The organism is Streptomyces sp. UC4497 (assembly GCF_054871485.1).
This window is the reverse complement of record NZ_JBTYHB010000003.1, coordinates 320,560-338,487: the sequence shown is the minus strand read 5'-3', so window position 1 is coordinate 338,487 and position 17,928 is coordinate 320,560. Positions and strand designations below refer to the sequence as shown.

Here is a 17,928-nt window from a genome sequence, read left to right as displayed (position 1 = left end):
GCGGCTCCATGAATGCGATTCGGTCGGTCAGCCCGGGTGATGTTCAGAGGTCCGGAGGTCCGGAAGTCTCAGAGGTCCGGTGGTCTCAGAGATCGCAGAAGTCTGAGAGGTCTGAGAGGTCTCAGAGATCTCAGAGGTCGAGGACGAGCCGGTCGGAGCGCGAGCGGGACACGCAGGGCAACAGGCAGTCCCCCGCCGCGCGTTCGTGCTCGGCGAGGACCGCGTCCCGGTGGTCGGGCGTTCCCGTGAGCACCGGCACCAGGCAGGTGCCGCAGGTGCCCTGCTCGCAGGAGGACAGCACCTCGACTCCCGCGCGGCGTACGGCATGCAGCACGGAGAGGTCCGGTGGGACGGTGATCGTGCGGCCGGTGCGGCGCAGTTCCACATCGAAGGGGGTCTGGCGGACGGGCTCGGCCGGGGCGGCCGCGGTGAAGCGTTCCGTGCGCAGGCTGTGCGGCGGCCAGTCGGCGCAGGCGGACTCGACGGCGGCCAGGAGCGGGGCCGGCCCGCAGCAGTACACCTTCGTGCCGGGTTCCGGCCGGCTCAGCCAGGCGTCCAGGTCGAGCAGCCCGTACTCATCCTGCGGGCACAGGTGCACGCGCTCGCCGTACGCGTCCACGAGGTGGTCGCGGAACGCCATCGACGCCCGGGTGCGACCCCCGTACAGCAACTGCCATTCGATGCCCATCAGTTGAGCCTGGTGGATCATCGGCAGCAGCGGGGTGATGCCGATGCCGCCCGCGATGAAGAGGTAGCGGTCGGCGGGTGCCAGCGGGAAGTGGTTGTGCGGGCCGCCGACGCCGACCGGGTCACCGGCCGCCAGGCGGTCGTGCACATACGCCGATCCCCCGCGCCCGGCGGTCTCGCGCAGCACGGCGACGCGGTAGGTGTACGGGTCCCAGCGGTCGCCGCACAGGGAGTACTGGCGGGTCGTCCCGTCCGCGAGCACCAGGTCGATATGGGCCCCGGGGGTCCAGTCCGGGAGCCGGGTGCCGTCCGGGCGCTCCAGCGTGAGGGACACGACGCCGTCCGCGACGGTGTCCTTGGCGCGTACCCGCAGGGTCAGGGCCGGGGTGGGGCGGGCAATCTCAGGCAGCAGGTGGTGTGCGACCACGTCGTCGCCTCCCGTCTGTGGATTGCAGGCAGGATGCGCGTGGCGGCGGTCACACCGCGACGGCCTTCTCATCCAGTGAGAGACGGATTTCGTGCCGCTGTCACCCGACCTTCGTACGTCCGTCACGCATCAGGTGTACCGGGTGCGGCGGCGGCCGCTTCGAGCGCGCGCGACACACCACGGGCGGCCGTACGGACGACGGGCACGACCGCCTGTGCGCTCTGGTCGTTGGGGACGATGACCGACAGCGCGGCCGCCACCGTGCCGTCGGCGCCGCGCACCGGGGCGGCGATCCCGAGGGCGTCCTCGTGGACGTAGCCGGGGCAGTAGGCGTAGCCCTGCCGACGCACCTCGGCCAGGACGGCCCGCAGTAGGGCGGGGGTGGCCGGGGTGGCGGCGGTGTAGGCGGCGAGTTCGCCGGCGAGCACGCGGTCCTTGAGGGCGGCCGGTCCGTGGGCGAGCAGCACCAGGCCGCTGGAGGAGGCGTGCAGCGGGAGCCGTCCGGCGATGCGGGTGTAGTTGATGACCGAGCGCGGGGCCGAGAGGCGTTCGAGGAACAGCACTTCTTCGCTGTCCAGGACGGCGAGTTGGACGTGGTGGCCGACTACGTCGTGCACGCCCTCCATGAACGGCATCGCCGCGTCGCGCAGGGACAGTGTGGGCGAGGCGCGGACGACGAGCTCCCAGAGCCGGACCCCGATCCGTACGCGGCGGTCCTCGTCGCGGCTCAGGAATCCGTGTCCGACCAGCTCGCCCACGAGGCGGGAGGCGGTGGCGACGTGCAGGCCGGTGCGGCGGGCGATCTCGGAGACGGTCAGCGCCGGTTCGTCCTGGCTGAAGGCCCCCAGGATGCGTGCGGCACGGGAGAGGACGGACTCGCGGTGGGGCGGCTTCATCGGGTGGCTCCTCCCAACTCCCGGTTCATTTCGTGCCGTTGAGCGGCGGACCGTCCTGTGACCGGGGCAGCCCGGCCCCGACCCGCGCGGCGGTCTCCCGCAGCCAGATGTGGGCGGCGTCGTGCGTGTGCACGGGATGCCACCACAGGGCCTCCTGCAGGGAGACCGCCTCGTAGGGAGGTTCCATGACCCGGACCGGGGCGATCGGCGCGAGCAGGCGGGCGAGCCGGGCCTGGACGAGGGCGATGCGCCGGGTGCCGGCCACAAGGAGCGGCAGCAGTTGGAAGCTGTCGACGGAGACCTCGACGTGCGGCTCGACGCCGAGCATGCCGAGCTGGCGCACTGCCGGGGCGTCGTAGGTGCGCTGATAGGTGACCCAGGGCAGGTCCGCGAGGTCCTGCCGGGTGATCCGGTCCCCCACAGTCGGATGGTCGTCGGCGACCAGGAAGACCCACCGGTCGTCGTAGAGGTCCGTGGCGGGGAAGTCGCTGATGACACCGTGCGGCATGAGCAGTCCGTCGACGGTGCTGAGCAGCGTCGCCGTGTCCTCGACGACGGTGGACGGGGTCTGCGTGAAGCGCAGCCGGATACCGGGGGCCTCCTCGTGGAGGTGGCGGGCGAGGGCGGTGCCGAACACGGAGACGGCGTAGTCGGAGGCGACGAGCGTGAACTCGCGGTCCTCCTGCGTGGGGTCGAAGGTGGCCTGGCTGGCGAAGAGGCGCTCCAGCACGTCGTAGGCGGTGGAGGTGCGGTCGAGCAGCACCTGGCCGAGCGCGGTCAGCTCGTAGTGGCCCCCGACCCGGGCCAGCAGGTCGTCGTCGAAGTGGCGGCGCAGCCGGGAGAGCGCGGCGCTCATCGCGGGCTGGCTCAGCCCGACGCGGTGTCCGGCGCGCGTGACGTTGCGCTCTTCCAGCAAAGCCCGCAGGGCGACGACGAGGTTGAGGTCCAGGCGGGCCAGATTCACGGGCTTTCCCTTGCTGTACGGCGTCGGGGTCGGGGTCGGACGGCGCTGACCAGGGAGAATCTACCCGGCGGATAGTTCTTATCCACAGAATCTATTTCCCTGATCACCGGTGGCGGGTCCAGATTAGTACCACCGCAATCAGGAGGACATGTTCGTGAAACCCGCTCCCGCATCCGCACCGTTCGCCGGCCCCTTCGCGCTCGCGACCATCTCGCCTGCCGGCGGACCGGAGTTCCCCGCCCTGGTCACCCCCGACGAGCTGGTCGTTGACCTGCGTATCGCCCTGGACGACGACCGGCTGACGACCCGTCGGCTGCTGGAGGACTGGGCCGCGGTGCTGCCGCGACTGCGCTTCCTGGCCGAAGACAGCACCGTCGCGCGGAAGCCGCTCGCGGACTTCTCGGTGCACGCGCCGGTCGAGCCGCGCCAGGTGTTCCAGTCCGGCGCCAACTACCGCCAGCACGTGATCGATCTGCACGTCGCGCACAAGGCGCCGGGCGACGACCGGCCGGAGGACGTGCGGCGCGCCGAGGCGGCGGAGATCATGGACCGGCGCGCCACGGAGGACCTGCCGTACGTCTTCATCGGGCTGCCGAGCGCGATCACCGGTCCTTACGACGATGTGGTGCTGCCGTCCTGGGCCGGGAAGCCGGACTGGGAGCTGGAGTTGGCGGCCGTGATCGGCAGGCCTGCCCACGGCGTCTCCGTCGAGGAGGCGCTGGAGTACGTCGCCGGATACACGATCGCCAACGACCTCACCGACCGTGCCACCGTCTTCCGCCGGGACATGCCGCAGATCGGCACCGACTGGCTGCGCAGCAAGAACGCGCCCGGTTTCACCCCGCTCGGCCCGTGGATCGTGCCCACCGAATCGGTCACGGACCCGGGTGATCTGCAGCTCACGCTGAAGCTCAACGGCGAGACCATGCAGGACGAGTCCACCAAGGACATGATCTTCAACGTGGCCCGCATGGTGTCGTACGCCTCGCAGAGCGCCCAACTTCTGCCCGGTGACCTGGTGTTGACCGGCTCCCCCGCCGGTAACGGTATGCACTGGGGCCGGCTGCTGCGCGACGGCGACGTCATGGACGGCTCCATCACCGGGCTCGGCGCGCAGCGCACCCGTTGTGTGGCGGAGGTGACCGAGTGAGCCCCGAGCAGACGCCGGCGTCCTTGGACCGCACCGACCCGGAGGGTGCGGTGGCCCGCGCCGCCAAGGCGTACTCGAACTGGGGCCGTTGGGGCGAGGACGACCGGCTCGGCACGCTGAACTTCCTGGACGAGGCCAAGCGCCGCGAGGGTGCCGCGCTCGTGCGACGGGGTGTCAGCTTCTCGCTCGCCCAGAGCTTCGACATGAACGGCCCGCAAAAGGGCTGGCGGCGCCGCACCAACCCGGTACACACCATGCTCGACACCGGCACCGACGCGGCCCTCGCCAACCAGGGCTTCCCGCACGGCATGGGCGGCGCCGACGACGTGATCGCCATGCCGCTCCAGTGCTCCACGCAGTGGGACGGCCTGGGCCACATCTTCGACCACGGCAAGGCGTGGAACGGCCGCGCCGCCGAGAAGGTCGTCACCTCCGACGGCGACCTGTTCACCGGCATCGAGCACATGGCCCCGTACGTGGCCGGGCGCGGCGTCCTGCTCGACGTCGGCCGGGTCATTGGCACCGACGGCGAACTGCCCGACGCGTTCGCGATCACCGAGGAGCACCTGGCGGCGACCGCCGAGGCCCACGGCGTGAACGTCGGCCGCGGCGACATCGTCGTCGTGCGCACCGGGCAGCTGGCCCGCGCCCGCCGCGAGGGCTGGGGCGACTACGCGGGCGGCCCGGCCCCCGGCCTGTCCTTCACCTCGGCCGGCTGGCTGCACCGCACCGAGATCGCCGCGATCGCCACCGACACCTGGGGCTTCGAGGTGCGGCCCAACGAGTTCGAGCACGCCTTCCAGCCGCTGCACCAGGTCGCCATCCCCAACATGGGCCTGCTGATCGGCGAGATGTGGGACCCGGACGCGCTCGCCGCGGACTGCGCGGCGGACGGCACCTACGAGTTCTGGCTCACCGCCGCTCCCCTGCCCATCACCGGCGCCGTCGGCTCCCCGGTCAACCCCGTAGCCGTCAAGTAGCCGACGGAACACAGGAGTTATCCATGAGCAGTACCCCCAGCAGCCCCCGCTCGGTCCTCGTCGTCGGCGGCGGCGCGGCCGGCAACGCCGCGACGATCCTGCTGCGCCGCGCCGGGATCGCGGTCGATCTGATCGAGGCCAAGGACGACTGGAACGCCACCGCGGGATCCGGCATCACCCTCCAGGGCAACGCGCTGCGCGTGCTGCGCGAACTCGGTGTGTGGGAGCAGGTGGAGCGGTCCGGCTACGGCTTCGACGCGGTCGGTATCACCGCCCCCGACGGCACCGTCCTGCACGTCAGCGAGGACCTGCGCACCGGCGGCGACGAGCTGCCCGCCACCGTCGGCATGCAGCGCCCGCAGCTCCAGCGGATCCTGATCGACGCGGTCCGCGCCAGCGGCGCCACCGTCCGGCTCGGCGTCCGCGCCGAGTCCCTCGACCAGGACGACACCGGTGTCTCCGTGCGCTTCAGCGACGGCACCCACGGCCGCTACGACCTGGTGATCGCCGCCGACGGCATGGGTTCCGCCACCCGCGCCGCGATCGGCATCACCGACCGGCCCGAGCCCACCGGCATGGCCATCTGGCGCGTCGCCACCCCGCGCCCGTCCGGCCTGACCCGCACCGACCTCGCCTACGGCGGCCCCGCCTACATCGCCGGCTACTGCCCGACCAGCGAGTCCACCATCTACGCGTACGTCGTCGAGGCCAACCGCGACCGGGGCACCATCCCGGCGGACTCCTACGCCGACGAGATGCGCTCGCTCGCGAAGCACTACGGCGGCCACTGGCCGGAGATCACCGGACACATCACCGACCCGGCACAGGTCAACTACACGTGGTTCGACCGGATGCTGGTCGAGGGCTCCTGGCACCGCGGCCGGGTCGTCCTGGTCGGCGACGCCGCGCACTGCTGTCCGCCCACCCTCGCGCAGGGCGCCGCCCTGTCGATGGAGGACGCCTGGGTGCTCACCCAGATGCTCACCGCTGCCGACACCTGGGACGACGCGCTGTTCCAGGCGTACTACGAGCGGCGCATCACCCGTGTGCGCCCGGTCGTGGAGGCGTCCGTCCAGCTCGGCCAGTGGCAGCTGGACGGGGTCCGCGACGCGGATGTGCCCGGACTGATGGGACGCACGATGACGATGCTGCGGGAGCTGCCGTGACCGACGTGACCACCACCCCCACGCCGACCGTGGACGTGCACGCCCACGTCCTCCTGCCCGAGATCGAGGCACTGGTGGACGGCCTGCCCGGCCACGCCGAGGCGAAGGCCCTGGACGCCCGGCGCAACGGTCCCGACGCCCTCAAGGTCAGCGGCCGGATGATCGGTGAGCGGTTCGCCCGGCTCACCGATGTGTCCGCCCGGCTGGCCGCGATGGACACCCAGGGCGTGGACGTCCAGCTGGTCAGCCCGTCCCCGTCGCACTACCACTACTGGGCCGACGAGGCGACCGCGGAGAAGGTGTACCGGCTCGCCAACGAGGCGACGGCCGCGCACTGTTCGGCCGCGCCGGACCGGCTGCGTGGTCTCGGCCTCGTACCACTCCAGCACCCCGATCTGGCGGTGCGCGCGCTCGACCACGCCCTCGAACAGGGGCTGCTCGGCGTCGAGATCTCCAGCCACGCGCCGGGCCGCGAGCTGTCCGACCCGGCGTACGAACCGCTGTGGGCACGGGCCGAGGAGACGGGCGCGCTCGTCTTTCTGCACCCCTTCGGCTGCACGCTCGACGAGCGCCTCGACCAGTGGTACCTGTCCAACTCCGTGGGCCAGCCCACCGAGAACGCCGTCGCGCTCTCGCACCTGATCTTCTCCGGTGTCCTCGACCGCCATCCCGGCCTGCGGATCATCGCGGCGCACGGCGGCGGCTATCTCCCCACCCACATCGGCCGCGCCGACCACGCGTGGCGGGCGCGCGCCGACGCCCAGGAGTGCGCGCAGGAACCGAGCACGTACCTGCGCCGCCTGTACTTCGACTCGCTCGTCCACGACCCGTACGTACTGCGGGAGTTGGTGCGCGTCGCGGGCGCGGACCGGGTGCTGCTCGGCTCCGACTTCCCCTTCGACATGGGCGCCGACGACCCGGTCGGCGCGCTGCGCGCGGCGGACCTGTCCGACGCCGATCTCCGTGCCGTACGCGGCGGCACCGCGGCCGCCCTCCTCCGTCTCTGGAAGGACTGACCCCATGAGCAACCGTCTGCTCACCCACCTGCGGCACGTCGACCTCGCCGTGCCCGACTACGACAAGCAGCTCGACTTCTACTCCGGTGTCTGGGGCCTGTCCAAGGTCGCCGAGGACTCCGGCATCTCCTTCCTGGCCGCCGAGGGCTCCCCCGAGCAGTACGTGGTGCGCCTGCGCGAGGCCGAGGAGAAGCGCCTCGACCTCGTCTCCTACGGAGCCGCCAGCCCGGCGGACGTGGACACGCTCGCCGAGCAACTCCTCGCCGGTGGCGTGCAGTTGATCTCGCAGCCGGGCAAGGTCGACACCCCCGGCGGCGGCTACGGCTTCCGCTTCTTCGACGTCGACGGGCGCACCATCGAGGTCTCCGCCGACGTCGAGGCCCGGCAGCACCGCAAGATCGAGGAGAAGGAGGCCATCCCGGTCAAGCTCTCCCACGTCGTCCTCAACTCCCCGGACCTGAACAAGACCCGGGAGTGGTACGAGCGCCACCTCGGCTTCGCGCTCTCCGACACCCTGTCCTCGCCGCACATGGGCGAGGTCATGCACTTCATGCGGATCTCCAACCAGCACCATTCGATGGCGATCGCGCAGGGCCCGCACACCGCGCTGCACCACGTCTCCTTCGAGATGCGCGGCCTGGACGAGTACATGCGCGGATCGGGGCGTGTGATGCGCGCCGGGTTCAAGAAGATCTGGGGTCCCGGCCGGCACATGGCGGGTGACAACACGTTCACCTACTTCCTCGACCCGCACGGCAACACCGTCGAGTACACGACGGAGTTGGAGGAGCTCGACGAGGACACCTGGCACCCGCACGTCTACGACTTCTCGAAGCCCGAGGTCACCGACCAGTGGGGCACCGCGAACGCGATGAACGAGCTGATCGCCAAGGAGTCGTTCAACGACCCCGACCGCGGCGTGTTCGTCGCCCCGCCGGTCTGATCCCACCCGTTTTCCGGGGGCGCGGCGGCGCCCTGTCCATGCCCTGACACGCCCGCCGCGCCCCCGGTCCGCCAGGAGCTCACATGCGATTCGCCACCTACGAACACCAACAGCGCACCGGCGTCGCCGTCGTCACGGAGGACGACACCCTGTATCCGGTGCCCGGCGTGACCTCCCTCGCCGACCTGATCCACTCCTCGGGCGGCCTGCCGGTCCTCCTCAACGCCGGTACCGCCGCGCTCGCCGGAGCGCCCGGCCCGCAGGTCTCCGAGGTGCGGCTCCTTCCGCCTCTCCAGCCTTCCTCCGTACGGGACTTCGTGGCCTTCGAGGAACACGTCGAAGGTGTGCGCAAGGCCGTGGACGGTGTCGCCGGCGTACCCGAGCAGTGGTACGCGGCGCCGACCTTCTACTTCACCAACCCGTACGCCGTGTACGGGCCGGGCGAGGACATCCCGATGCCGCCCGGCTCGACCGTCCTCGACTACGAGCTCGAGGTCGCCGCCGTCGTCGGCCGCGAGGGACGTGACCTCACCCCCGAAGAGGCCCGCGAGCACATCATCGGCTACACGGTCTTCAACGACTGGTCGGCCCGCGACCTCCAGTCCGCCGAGATGAAGGTCGGCCTCGGCCCCTGCAAGGGCAAGGACACCGCGACCACGCTCGGCCCGTATCTGGTCACCGCCGACGAGCTGGAGCCGTACCGGGACGCGGACGGTCTGCTGCGCCTGGCGCTGACGGCCGAGGTCAACGGCGAGACGATCGGCAAGGACCTGCTCTCCAACATGAGTTGGACCTTCGAGGAGATGGTCGCCTACGCCTCGCGCGGCACGGTCGTCCGCCCCGGCGACATCCTCGGCTCCGGCACCTGCGGCAACGGCGGCTGCCTCGCCGAACTGTGGGGCCGTCGCGGCGAACAGACCCCGCCGCCGCTGAAGCCCGGCGACACCGTCACCCTCACGGTCGAGGCCGTCGGCGCCCTCACCAACACCGTCGTCGAGGGCGCGGCCCCGGTGCCGCTCCCGGCCGGCCGCCGCCGCACGCGGGAACGCCCGTGACCACGGAGCGCCTGGCGGGCAGGGTCGTGGTCGTCACCGGCGCGGCCCGCGGCCAGGGCGCCGCCGAGGCCACGGCCCTCGCCCGCGAGGGCGCCCACGTCATCGCCACCGACGTCACCGAAGGGCCGGGGATCCGCCCGCTCGACGTCACCGACGAGACGCAGTGGGCCCAACTCGCCGCGGAACTACGGGAGTCGTACGGTCACATCCACGGCCTGGTCAACAACGCGGGCATCACCTGGCGTGCCCGCCTCGACGAGGTGCGCGCCGAGGACTTCGCCCGCGTGCACGCCGTGAACGTCACCGGGCCGCTCCTCGGCATCCAGCACCTCACGCCGCTGATGCCGCCCGGTGCCTCGATCGTCAACGTCGGCTCGTCCGCCGCGCTGACCGCCCACTACCCGGTCGCGTACACGGCCAGCAAGTGGGCGCTGCGCGGCCTGTCACAGACGGCGGCGCTCGAACTCGGCCCGCGCGGCATCCGCGTCAACACGGTCCACCCGGGCTTCATCGAGACGGAGATGACCGCGTCGGCCGCGCCCGCCTTCCGCGAGAGCAACCTGCGCGAGACCCCGCTGGGTCGCACGGGCACGGTCGACGAGATCACCCCGCTCGTGACGTTCCTGCTGTCGGACGACGCGTCGTTCATCACCGGAGCCGAGATCCCCGTGGACGGTGGATACACCGCCCACGGCGGCGCCAAGTCCATCTCCGACGCGCTGCGAGCGGGGACACCGGACGCTCACACCGTCGCGCCGGCGCGGCTGTCCGAGGCCTCGGGCAGCCCCTGACCGTCGTCGTCCAGTGCCCGGCGGAAGGGCAGCGGGCTGTGCAGCGCCTGCTCGATGCGCTCCAGGCTGCGGCCCTTCGTCTCCGGGACCTTCAGTACGACGAAGACGATGCAGGCCACGTTCATCAGCGCGTAGAACAGGAAGGTTCCGGAGCGGCCGACGGTGTTGATGGCCGTCAGCGCGGTCATGGCGATGAGGAGGTCGAAGCCCCACACCGACAGGGTGGCCGGGCCGCGCACGCTCAGCGGCAGGATCTCCGGGCCGATGAGCCAGACGACGGCCTGCATGCCCACCCCGTTGAACAGGATGTATGCGAACAGGGAGATGATCACGGTCCAGCGCTGCGCGGCCGATCCGGAGGAGGTCGCGAAGGCCGCCGCGAGCACCACCATGGCGAGCGCGGAGCCCGGCAGGAACCACAGCATCGTGCGGCGCCGTCCGGCCTTGTCGACCGCGATGGCACCGACGATGCCCGCCACGACGAGCATCGCGCCGATGCCGATGCCGGTGAGCAGCGCCACCGAGTCACCGAAGCCCGCGTCGTCCAGGATGGTCGGGGCGTAGTAGACGATGGCGTTGATCCCGGTGAGCTGGGAGAAGGCCGCGATGCCGAGGGCGATCAGGAGGGCCGGGCGCAGCCACCGCTGCCGCAGCTGTCGCCAACTGCCGCCGCCCGCAGGGGCGTTGTTCGACACCGCGGCGATCTCGGCCGCTTCCGCGACCACGTCCGCGCCCGCGGGCCGCAGTCGTCGCAGGGTGCGTTCCGCGTCGTCGGTCCTGCCCTGCTCGATGAGCCAGCGCGGGCTCTCCGGCAGTGGCAGCATGCCGACGGCCAGTGCCAGTGCGGGGATGACGGCGAGGGCGAACATGACCCGCCAGCCGCCGCTGCCCGCCAGGGCCCAGCCGCACAGGTACGCGATGAGCTGTCCGATGGCGACCATCAGCTGGAACAGCACCATGAGCCGGCCGCGTACGGCCGCCGGCGCCAGTTCGGCGATGTAGACGGGCACCATGTTGGACGCGCCGCCCACCGCGAGCCCGAGCACGAAGCGCGCGGCGATCAGCGTCGACACATCGGGGGCGAGCGCGGCGGCGACGGCTCCGACGGCGAAGATCACCGCGACCGTCGCCACCACCTTGCGCCGGCCGTGCCGTACCGCCGCGCGCCCCGAGATCAGGGCGCCGACCATCGCACCGAGCAGGATCACGCTGACGACGATCTCCTGCTCGCGGGAGGAGAGGTCGAGGTCCTCGCGGAGGTGGAGCAGGGCGCCGGAGATGATGCCGGTGTCGTAGCCGAAGAGCAGGCCGCCCAGTGCCGAGACGGCGGCGACGGCGTAGACCAGCACCGGGGTGCGTCCGCCACCCGCGGGGCGGTCGGCCTCCGTGGCCGCCTCAGGCATCGCCCATGACCAGACCCTCGATGGTGTGCTTCTGGGTGACGGGCGTCAGCTCGTCGACGACCGGGCAGTCCAGGTGGCGGCGCACCCGCTCGGGCAGCGAGTCCCAGAAGGTGCGGGTGACGGCGGTGTCGTGCCGGTCGCCGTTGTTCGCCTCCGGGCCGTCGAGGCCGAGGATCAGGACGGGCCGCGCCTTGGCCGACTCGTTCTTGGTGCCGCGGTGGATGGTCAGTGCGGTACGGGCCGAGATGTCGCCGCGCTGCGGGTACTTGCGCACCGCGCGCTCCTCGTAGCGGCCGTAGCGCTCGCGGGGCGGGAACATGCCGTGCTCGAAGTCGGGTTCGTCGTCCCACTGGGTGCCGGGCGCGATCTCGAAGGGGCCCATGTCCTCTGCGGTGTCGACGGCGGTGACGTTGAAGGCGAGCGAGGTCAGCCGACGCTCGTTCCGCGTCTCGTCGGGGATGGGGAAGTCGCGGTGCCAGGGCTGGTTCACGGCGCCTTCGAGCGGTACGTCGAAGCCGAGTTCGACGATGCGGTAGTCCGGGCCGAGGACCGCGGTGGCCACCGACCGCACCCACGGGTGGTCGACGAGGTCGACGAAGCCGCGCAGCTGCTCGGGGTGGATCTCCACGTAGTAGCGGTTCGGGCCGCGGCCCACGGCGCCGCCCGGCCGGGAGCGCGCCTCCTCGTACGCGGCCTCGATGTCCTCGCGCATCCGGTCGGCCCACTCGGTGGTGAAGGCGCCCTTCCGCGCCGTGATGCCGTCCCCGTACAGGTTCGCCACGTCCCGCGTCACGTCGACGTCCTGATCGGCGGGGCTGACGCCGGGGAATGCGGACACAGTCATCCTTGCCTCCTTGCAAGCGGAAGTTCCGCCACTAGATTGCATCGATGAATGCAACGTTGCAATACCCTCGGGGCAGCAGTTTTCCGGGGGCGCCGCATGAAAGGATGACCGGGTGAGCAGTCGTCTGAAGGACGTGGCCGCCCGGGCGGGCGTCTCCACGCGCACCGTGTCCAATGTGGTCAGTGGATCCGCCTCGGTGGCGGCGGAGACCCGACGGCGCGTCCAGGAGGCGATCGACGAGCTCGGCTACCGGCCCAACCTCGCCGCCCGCAGTCTGCGCGCCGGCCGCACCGGGATCATCGGCCTGGCCATCCCCGAGCTGCACTCGCCCTACTTCGGCGAACTGGCGGGCCTCCTGGTGGACGAGGCCCAGCGCCGCTCCTGGACCGTGGTCATAGACCAGACCCGGGGCGACGCCGACGCGGAGCGCCGCCTGCTCACCCAGGGCGGCGGGCGCGCCGTCGACGGCCTCATCATCAGCCCCTGGGCGCTCGACCCGGCCGAACTCGCGGCCACCGCACCGTCCGTCCCGCTCGTCCTGCTCGGCGAGCGCAGCCCGCAGGGCGCGGCCGACCGCGTCGCCGTCGACAACGTCACGGCCGCCGACGAGGCCACCACACACCTGATCGGCCTCGGCCGGCGCCGGATCGCCGCCATCGGCCTGCAGCCGCACCTGCACAACGGGACGGCCCTGCTGCGCGCCGAGGGCTACGGCCGGGCCCTGGAGCGGGCCGGCCTCCCCCAACTCCCGGACGCGCAGCGCCCCGTGACCGCGCTGCACCGGGCGGACGGCGCCCGCGCCATGACCGAACTGCTCGACGGGCCGACCGCCCCCGACGCCGTGTTCGCCTTCAGCGACGAACTCGCCCTGGGCGCCCTGCACGTGGCGCACGAACGCGGCCTGAGCGTCCCCGAGGACATCGCGATCGTCGGCTTCGACGACATCGAGGACGGCCGCTACAGCCATCCGCCCCTGACCACGATCGCCCCGGACAAGCAGCAGATCGCGGAGCGTTCCTTGCAGTGCCTGGCGGACCGCATCTACAGCCCCAGCAACGAGGTTCCGCCTCAGGAACTGATCGTGCCGCACCGGCTGGTGAGGCGCGGTACGGCCTGAGCCCGGCCGACCGGCGTCAGTTCCGGGTGGCTCCGAGCGCTCCCCGGTGGCTGCGCACGACCTCCGCGTAGGCCTTCGCGCTCGGCTTCGGGCGCCGCTGGAAGGTGTCACGGTCGACCTCGTGGAGGCCGAGTTGGGCGCCGTAGCCGAAGATCCACTCGAAGTTGTCCATCAGCGTCCAGTGGCAGTAGCCGAGGACGGGCGTACCGGCCCGCACCTCAGCCGCGAGCGCGTCGATGGCGGCGGGGACGAAGGCGGCGCGCTGGGTGTCGTCGGGGGTCTGGATGCCGTGCTCCGTGACGAGGACCGGGACACCGGACGCCTCGTGGGCGTAGCGCACGGCGCCGGCGAGCGATTCGGGGGCGATGACGGTGCCCATGCCGTTGACCTCCCCCTCGCCGCGGACCTCGCCGTCGGGGCCGTGGACGATGCGCTCATAGTTCTGCACACCGATGAAGTCGTCGTCGCATGCCTCGCGCAGCCAGTGGTCGTACACGGCGGCACGCTTGGCGTCCCGGCGTGCCTCGCCTCCGGGGGCGGCCACTTCGTCGGCGATGGCGATGGACACACCGACGGGCAGGTCGCCGCGGCGCGCCTTGATGGCTTCGCGGGCGGCGCGGTGCGCGCGGGTGAACGCCTCCTGGAACTCGTCCTGCCGGTCGGCGGGGATGACGTTCGCGCTGGCGTACGTGCCGGTGCCGGATGCTCGCGCCGCGGCCGCAAGCATCCGCTGCTTGAGCTGCTCCGCCTCGGCCGGGAGCTTCCCGCCGGCCTGCAACAGCTGCTCCAGGTTGGGTTCGTTGAGGGTGACGGCGTACGCGATCCGGTCGCCGAAGCGGGCCATCACGCGGTCGCACTGCTCGGCGAAGCGGGCCGGGGCGTCGGCCCCGGTCCAGGAGCCGGACGCCGCGAACCAGTGCGGTCCGGTGAAGTGGTTGAACGTGACGAGGGGTGCGAGGCCGCGTTCGAGACACCCGTCGACCTTGCGCTCGTAGTGGTCGAGGGCCTCGGCGGAGACGACACCCCGCTCGGGTTCGACGCGGGCCCATTCGACGGAGAACCGGAAGGCGTTGAGCCCGAGTCCCGCGGCGAGGTCGAGGTCCGAGGCCCACTGCTCGTATCCCCGGCACGCCGGTCCACTCGGCTCCCGGAACAGGGAGGGTGTCGTGTGTTCCAGGAACCAGGTGTCGCTCGCGGTGTTGTCGCCCTCGTTCTGGTGTCCCGCGGTGGCGACGCCCCACAGGAAGTCGTCGGGCAGGCCGGTGTGAGTCATGAGTGCTCCTTGCGTTACGGGAGTTGGGGCGCGGGCCACGGCGTGTGGAAGGCGTGCCGTCCGGGGCCGACCTCCACGTCCGCCATGCCCGGCAGGTCGACGACCGCGGTGACCTGCGGGGGTACGAGGACGTCGACGCTCAGGGTGGCGCCGGTGACCTCCCATCCGGTCTCGGCCCGGCCGTACGGTGTGTCGTGCTCGGCGCGCGCCCAGGTGAGGCCGCCGCCGGGGCGGGGCCGGATCAGGAGGCGGCGGTAGCCCGGCGCGGCGGGCGCCAGGCCCGCGACGGTGCGGTGGATCCAGTCGGCGACCGCGCCCAGCGCGTAGTGGTTGAAGGAGGTCATCTCGCCGGGATTGATGCCCCCGTCCGGGAGCATGCTGTCCCAGCGTTCCCACACGGTGGTGGCACCCATGTCGACCTGGTACAGCCACGACGGGCACGCCCGCTGCGTCAACAAGCCGTACGCGGCGTCCAGTTGACCGGTATCGGTGAGCGCGTCGCACACGAGGGGTGTGCCGAGGAAGCCGGTGCCGACGCGGTGTCCGCGCGCGGCGACGAGGTCCGCGAGGCGCTGTCCGGCGGCCGCGCGCTCGGAGTCGTCGTCGAGCAGGCGGAAACACAGGGCGAGGGCGTAGGCGGTCTGGGTCTCGTCCGTCAGACGCCCGCCACCGGCGTGGAAGCGGTCGAGGAAGGCGGCGCGGACGGCGTCGGCCAGCTCGTGGTACCGCGCGGCATCCCCCTTCTCCCCCAGGACCTCGGCAGTCCTGGCCAGCAGCCTCGCCGAGTGCGCGAAGTACGCGGTGGCGACGAGGACGGACGAGGTCATGGCCCGGCCGGGGTCGTCGGCCGGGGCGGTCGGGTCCAGCCAGTCGCCGAACTGGAAGCCCTCGCCCCAGACGTGGCCGGGCCCGGCGATGCGGTCGACGGCGTCGACCCAGGCACGCATGGAGGCGTACTGGGCGCGCAGCACGTCGGTGTCCCCGTGCCGCTCGTACAGCACCCAGGGGACGATGACGGCCGCGTCGCACCAGCCGGCCATCGGCGGGTTGCCGGGCGGGACCGGTACGGGGATGCGCACCGGGATGTCGGGGCTGAACACGGGCGGGACGCCGCGTTCGTCGTCGCCCTGGTCGGCGGCCAGGTCGCGCAGCCAGGAGCGCAGGAAGTCGCGGACGTCGTAGAGGAAGGCGGCCGTGGGGGCGAAGACCTGGACGTCGCCGGTCCAGCCGAGCCGTTCGTCGCGCTGCGGGCAGTCGGTGGGCACGTCGACGAAGTTGCCGCGCATGCCCCAAGTGACGTTCTCGTGCAGGCGGTTGAGGGACTCTTCGGAGCAGGAGAACCAGCCTGTACGACGCAGGTCGCTGTGCAGCACCACGGCGGTGATGTCATCGGGGTCGAGGGCGCCGGGCAGGCCGTCCACCTCGGCGTAGCGGAAACCGTGGAAGGTGAAGCGGGGTTCCCACTCCTCCCCCGCCGGGTCGCCGCGCAGGGTGTAGCGGTCGGTGGCGGTGGCGTGCCGCAGCGGGCGCGTGCACAACTCGCCTTGCTGGTCGAGGACTTCGGCGTGCCGGAGGGTGAGGGTGCGTCCCGCCTCGCCCCGGACGCGGAGGCGCAGCCGGCCGACGAGGTTCTGGCCGAAGTCGAGGATCGTCCGGCCGCTGGGTGAAGTGGTGACCGCGACGGGCGCGAGGAGTTGGGTGCGGCGCACCGGCGGGCTGTCGGCCGGGAAGAGGACGGAGGTGTCGAAGTCCAGGACGTCGACCGGCTGCCAGCCCGTGGCGTCGAAGTCGGGCTCGCTGAAGCCGACTTGCTCGCGGCGGGCGTCGTACTCCTCACCCTCGTACAGTCCGGCGGCGAGGACGGGTCCTGGGCTCCAGCGCCAGTCGTCCCCGGTGGTGACGGTGTCGGTCGATCCGTCGGCGTACTCGATGTGCAGTTCGGCGAGGAGGCCGGTGCGTTCGCCGTAGATGTCACGGGTGCCGCCGTTGAACCCGAGCAGGCCCCGGTACCAGCCGTCGGCGAGGTGCGCGCCCCAGGCGTTGCGGCCCTCGCGGATCAGTCCGGTGACATCGAAGGTCTGGTAGCGGTGGCGGCGCCGGTAGCTCGTCCATCCGGGCGCCAGGACGTGGTCGCCCACCACGGCGCCGTTGACCTCCAGTTCGTAGACACCGAGGGCGGTGACCAGGAGCCGGGCCGACCGCACGGAGGCACGTGCGGCGAACTCGCCCCGCAGCAGGGCGGCGGGAGCGGCGGGGTGGGGACTGACGACCTGTGCGGTCCAGTGGTGCTGCTGCATGGCGATGGCGGCCTTCCTCAGCGCCGGGGATGAGCAGCATCGATCATGCGGCGAACACTTAGTGATTACTAGGTGTTCGAGAGGGTGACCTGCGACACACCCGGGCGCCCGCCATCGCGAACCGAGTCGTGAGTCATGGCGCGTCCATGACAAGTCAAACGGGGCGCACACCCCGACACCTCCGCCCGCGTCGACCACGGGCGACGGCGACGCAATCCGCCCTCTACAACCCCCGCCCATCAGCGGAGATGCCCCGCATCAGCCGATCGAGATGCCCCCGCATCACGGCCACGAGATCGAACTCCCGCCCACCGGCCAGCCACTGCTGCATCAACCCCACGTCCATGGCGGCACATTCGCGCGCGATGCCCTCGTGGTCCAGGTCGTCACGGAGCTCACCCTGCCGACTGCCGTCTCGAAGCCGGTCGGCGAGTTCCCTCACGCCCTTCTCCTGCCAGTCGGTGAAGTGGTCATGGGCGGGGTGGTCGGGCGCCGTGGCCTCGGCGGTGAGGACGACGGCCAGCTCGATCATGCCGGGCATGGCGAGCCGCTCCGCAGTGTCCTCGAGGTGGCAACGGAAGGCGTCCCGCACGGAGTCCGAGACTCGCTCCCACTGCACGTCCATGCGCTCGTGCCAGTACTCGACGACCGCCATCAGCAACTGCTGCTTGTCGCGGAAGTGGTGCAGCAGTCCGGCATCGGTGATCTCGGCGTCACGGGCGACGCGCGCGAGGGAGGTCTTGCGGTAGCCGTCCCTGCCGAAGCGCAGGAGCGCCGCTTCCAGAATCTGCGTACGCCGCGCCCGGCCTGCCGTGTAGTGGCCGCGCGGCCCCCTGGGTGTCGCCATGGGAGAACGGTACCGGCGGCCTGCCCGACACCGTCCGGCGGCGAACACACCATCCACCCGCCGTGATGTGGG

Annotated in this window: 16 protein-coding genes; 8 read left to right on the top strand and 8 right to left on the bottom strand. The window is 71.7% G+C overall.

Annotation, left to right across the window (positions count from 1 at the left end):
• Positions 1-130 precede the first annotated feature (130 nt).
• The 3 genes from ACYSUO_RS06545 to ACYSUO_RS06535 all read right to left on the bottom strand — a co-directional run bounded on the left by ACYSUO_RS06545 (position 131) and on the right by ACYSUO_RS06535 (position 2,974).
• Positions 131-1,114: a PDR/VanB family oxidoreductase gene (locus ACYSUO_RS06545; protein ID WP_461775040.1), complete on the bottom strand. Its 984-nt coding sequence runs from the start codon at positions 1,112-1,114 to the stop codon at positions 131-133.
• Positions 1,115-1,236: 122 nt separating this feature from the next.
• Complete coding sequence (locus tag ACYSUO_RS06540) at positions 1,237-2,010, bottom strand: IclR family transcriptional regulator (RefSeq protein ID WP_404267047.1); 774 nt, start codon at positions 2,008-2,010, stop codon at positions 1,237-1,239.
• 25 nt (positions 2,011-2,035) lie between these two features.
• Complete coding sequence (locus ACYSUO_RS06535) at positions 2,036-2,974, bottom strand: LysR family transcriptional regulator (protein ID WP_461775039.1); 939 nt, start codon at positions 2,972-2,974, stop codon at positions 2,036-2,038.
• A gap of 148 nt (positions 2,975-3,122) precedes the next feature.
• Between ACYSUO_RS06535 and ACYSUO_RS06530 the strand changes: the two genes are divergently transcribed.
• The 7 genes from ACYSUO_RS06530 to ACYSUO_RS06500 all read left to right on the top strand — a co-directional run bounded on the left by ACYSUO_RS06530 (position 3,123) and on the right by ACYSUO_RS06500 (position 10,075).
• Positions 3,123-4,124: a fumarylacetoacetate hydrolase family protein gene (locus ACYSUO_RS06530; RefSeq protein ID WP_461775038.1), complete on the top strand. Its 1,002-nt coding sequence runs from the start codon at positions 3,123-3,125 to the stop codon at positions 4,122-4,124.
• Positions 4,121-5,104: a cyclase family protein gene (locus tag ACYSUO_RS06525; RefSeq protein ID WP_461775037.1), complete on the top strand. Its 984-nt coding sequence runs from the start codon at positions 4,121-4,123 to the stop codon at positions 5,102-5,104. The genes ACYSUO_RS06530 and ACYSUO_RS06525 overlap by 4 nt, the downstream gene beginning before the upstream one ends.
• Before the next feature lie 23 nt (positions 5,105-5,127).
• Positions 5,128-6,270 (top strand): FAD-dependent oxidoreductase, encoded by a 1,143-nt coding sequence (locus ACYSUO_RS06520; protein ID WP_461775036.1) that lies wholly within the window; start codon positions 5,128-5,130, stop codon positions 6,268-6,270.
• A gap of 5 nt (positions 6,271-6,275) precedes the next feature.
• Positions 6,276-7,286, top strand: a complete 1,011-nt coding sequence (locus ACYSUO_RS06515; RefSeq protein ID WP_461775172.1) for an amidohydrolase family protein — start codon at positions 6,276-6,278, stop codon at positions 7,284-7,286.
• A gap of 4 nt (positions 7,287-7,290) precedes the next feature.
• Positions 7,291-8,229 (top strand): VOC family protein, encoded by a 939-nt coding sequence (locus ACYSUO_RS06510; protein WP_461775035.1) that lies wholly within the window; start codon positions 7,291-7,293, stop codon positions 8,227-8,229.
• Between the two features lie 83 nt (positions 8,230-8,312).
• Positions 8,313-9,284: a fumarylacetoacetate hydrolase family protein gene (locus tag ACYSUO_RS06505; RefSeq protein WP_461775034.1), complete on the top strand. Its 972-nt coding sequence runs from the start codon at positions 8,313-8,315 to the stop codon at positions 9,282-9,284.
• On the top strand, positions 9,281-10,075 hold the full coding sequence (locus tag ACYSUO_RS06500; protein WP_461775033.1) for an SDR family NAD(P)-dependent oxidoreductase: 795 nt from the start codon (positions 9,281-9,283) through the stop codon (positions 10,073-10,075). The genes ACYSUO_RS06505 and ACYSUO_RS06500 overlap by 4 nt, the downstream gene beginning before the upstream one ends.
• On the opposite strand, the gene ACYSUO_RS06495 is transcribed toward ACYSUO_RS06500, so the two are convergent.
• Both ACYSUO_RS06495 and ACYSUO_RS06490 read right to left on the bottom strand, forming a co-directional pair.
• A complete protein-coding gene (locus tag ACYSUO_RS06495) occupies positions 10,027-11,478 on the bottom strand; it encodes a sugar porter family MFS transporter (protein ID WP_461775032.1) in 1,452 nt (483 codons plus the stop codon). The genes ACYSUO_RS06500 and ACYSUO_RS06495 overlap by 49 nt on opposite strands.
• A complete protein-coding gene (locus ACYSUO_RS06490; RefSeq protein WP_461775031.1) occupies positions 11,471-12,322 on the bottom strand; it encodes a phytanoyl-CoA dioxygenase family protein in 852 nt (283 codons plus the stop codon). The genes ACYSUO_RS06495 and ACYSUO_RS06490 overlap by 8 nt, the downstream gene beginning before the upstream one ends.
• Positions 12,323-12,434: 112 nt before the next feature.
• Between ACYSUO_RS06490 and ACYSUO_RS06485 the strand changes: the two genes are divergently transcribed.
• Positions 12,435-13,439, top strand: a complete 1,005-nt coding sequence (locus tag ACYSUO_RS06485) for a LacI family DNA-binding transcriptional regulator (RefSeq protein ID WP_461775030.1) — start codon at positions 12,435-12,437, stop codon at positions 13,437-13,439.
• A 16-nt stretch (positions 13,440-13,455) separates the two neighbouring features.
• Here ACYSUO_RS06485 and ACYSUO_RS06480 read toward each other — a convergent pair whose 3' ends face one another.
• The 3 genes from ACYSUO_RS06480 to ACYSUO_RS06470 form a co-directional block, all read right to left on the bottom strand.
• On the bottom strand, positions 13,456-14,712 hold the full coding sequence (locus ACYSUO_RS06480) for a family 1 glycosylhydrolase (protein ID WP_461775029.1): 1,257 nt from the start codon (positions 14,710-14,712) through the stop codon (positions 13,456-13,458).
• A gap of 14 nt (positions 14,713-14,726) precedes the next feature.
• Positions 14,727-17,009 (bottom strand): family 78 glycoside hydrolase catalytic domain, encoded by a 2,283-nt coding sequence (locus tag ACYSUO_RS06475; RefSeq protein ID WP_461775028.1) that lies wholly within the window; start codon positions 17,007-17,009, stop codon positions 14,727-14,729.
• A gap of 223 nt (positions 17,010-17,232) precedes the next feature.
• Entirely contained in the window at positions 17,233-17,856 is a 624-nt protein-coding gene (locus tag ACYSUO_RS06470; RefSeq protein WP_461775027.1) for a TetR/AcrR family transcriptional regulator, read from the bottom strand.
• Positions 17,857-17,928 lie beyond the last annotated feature (72 nt).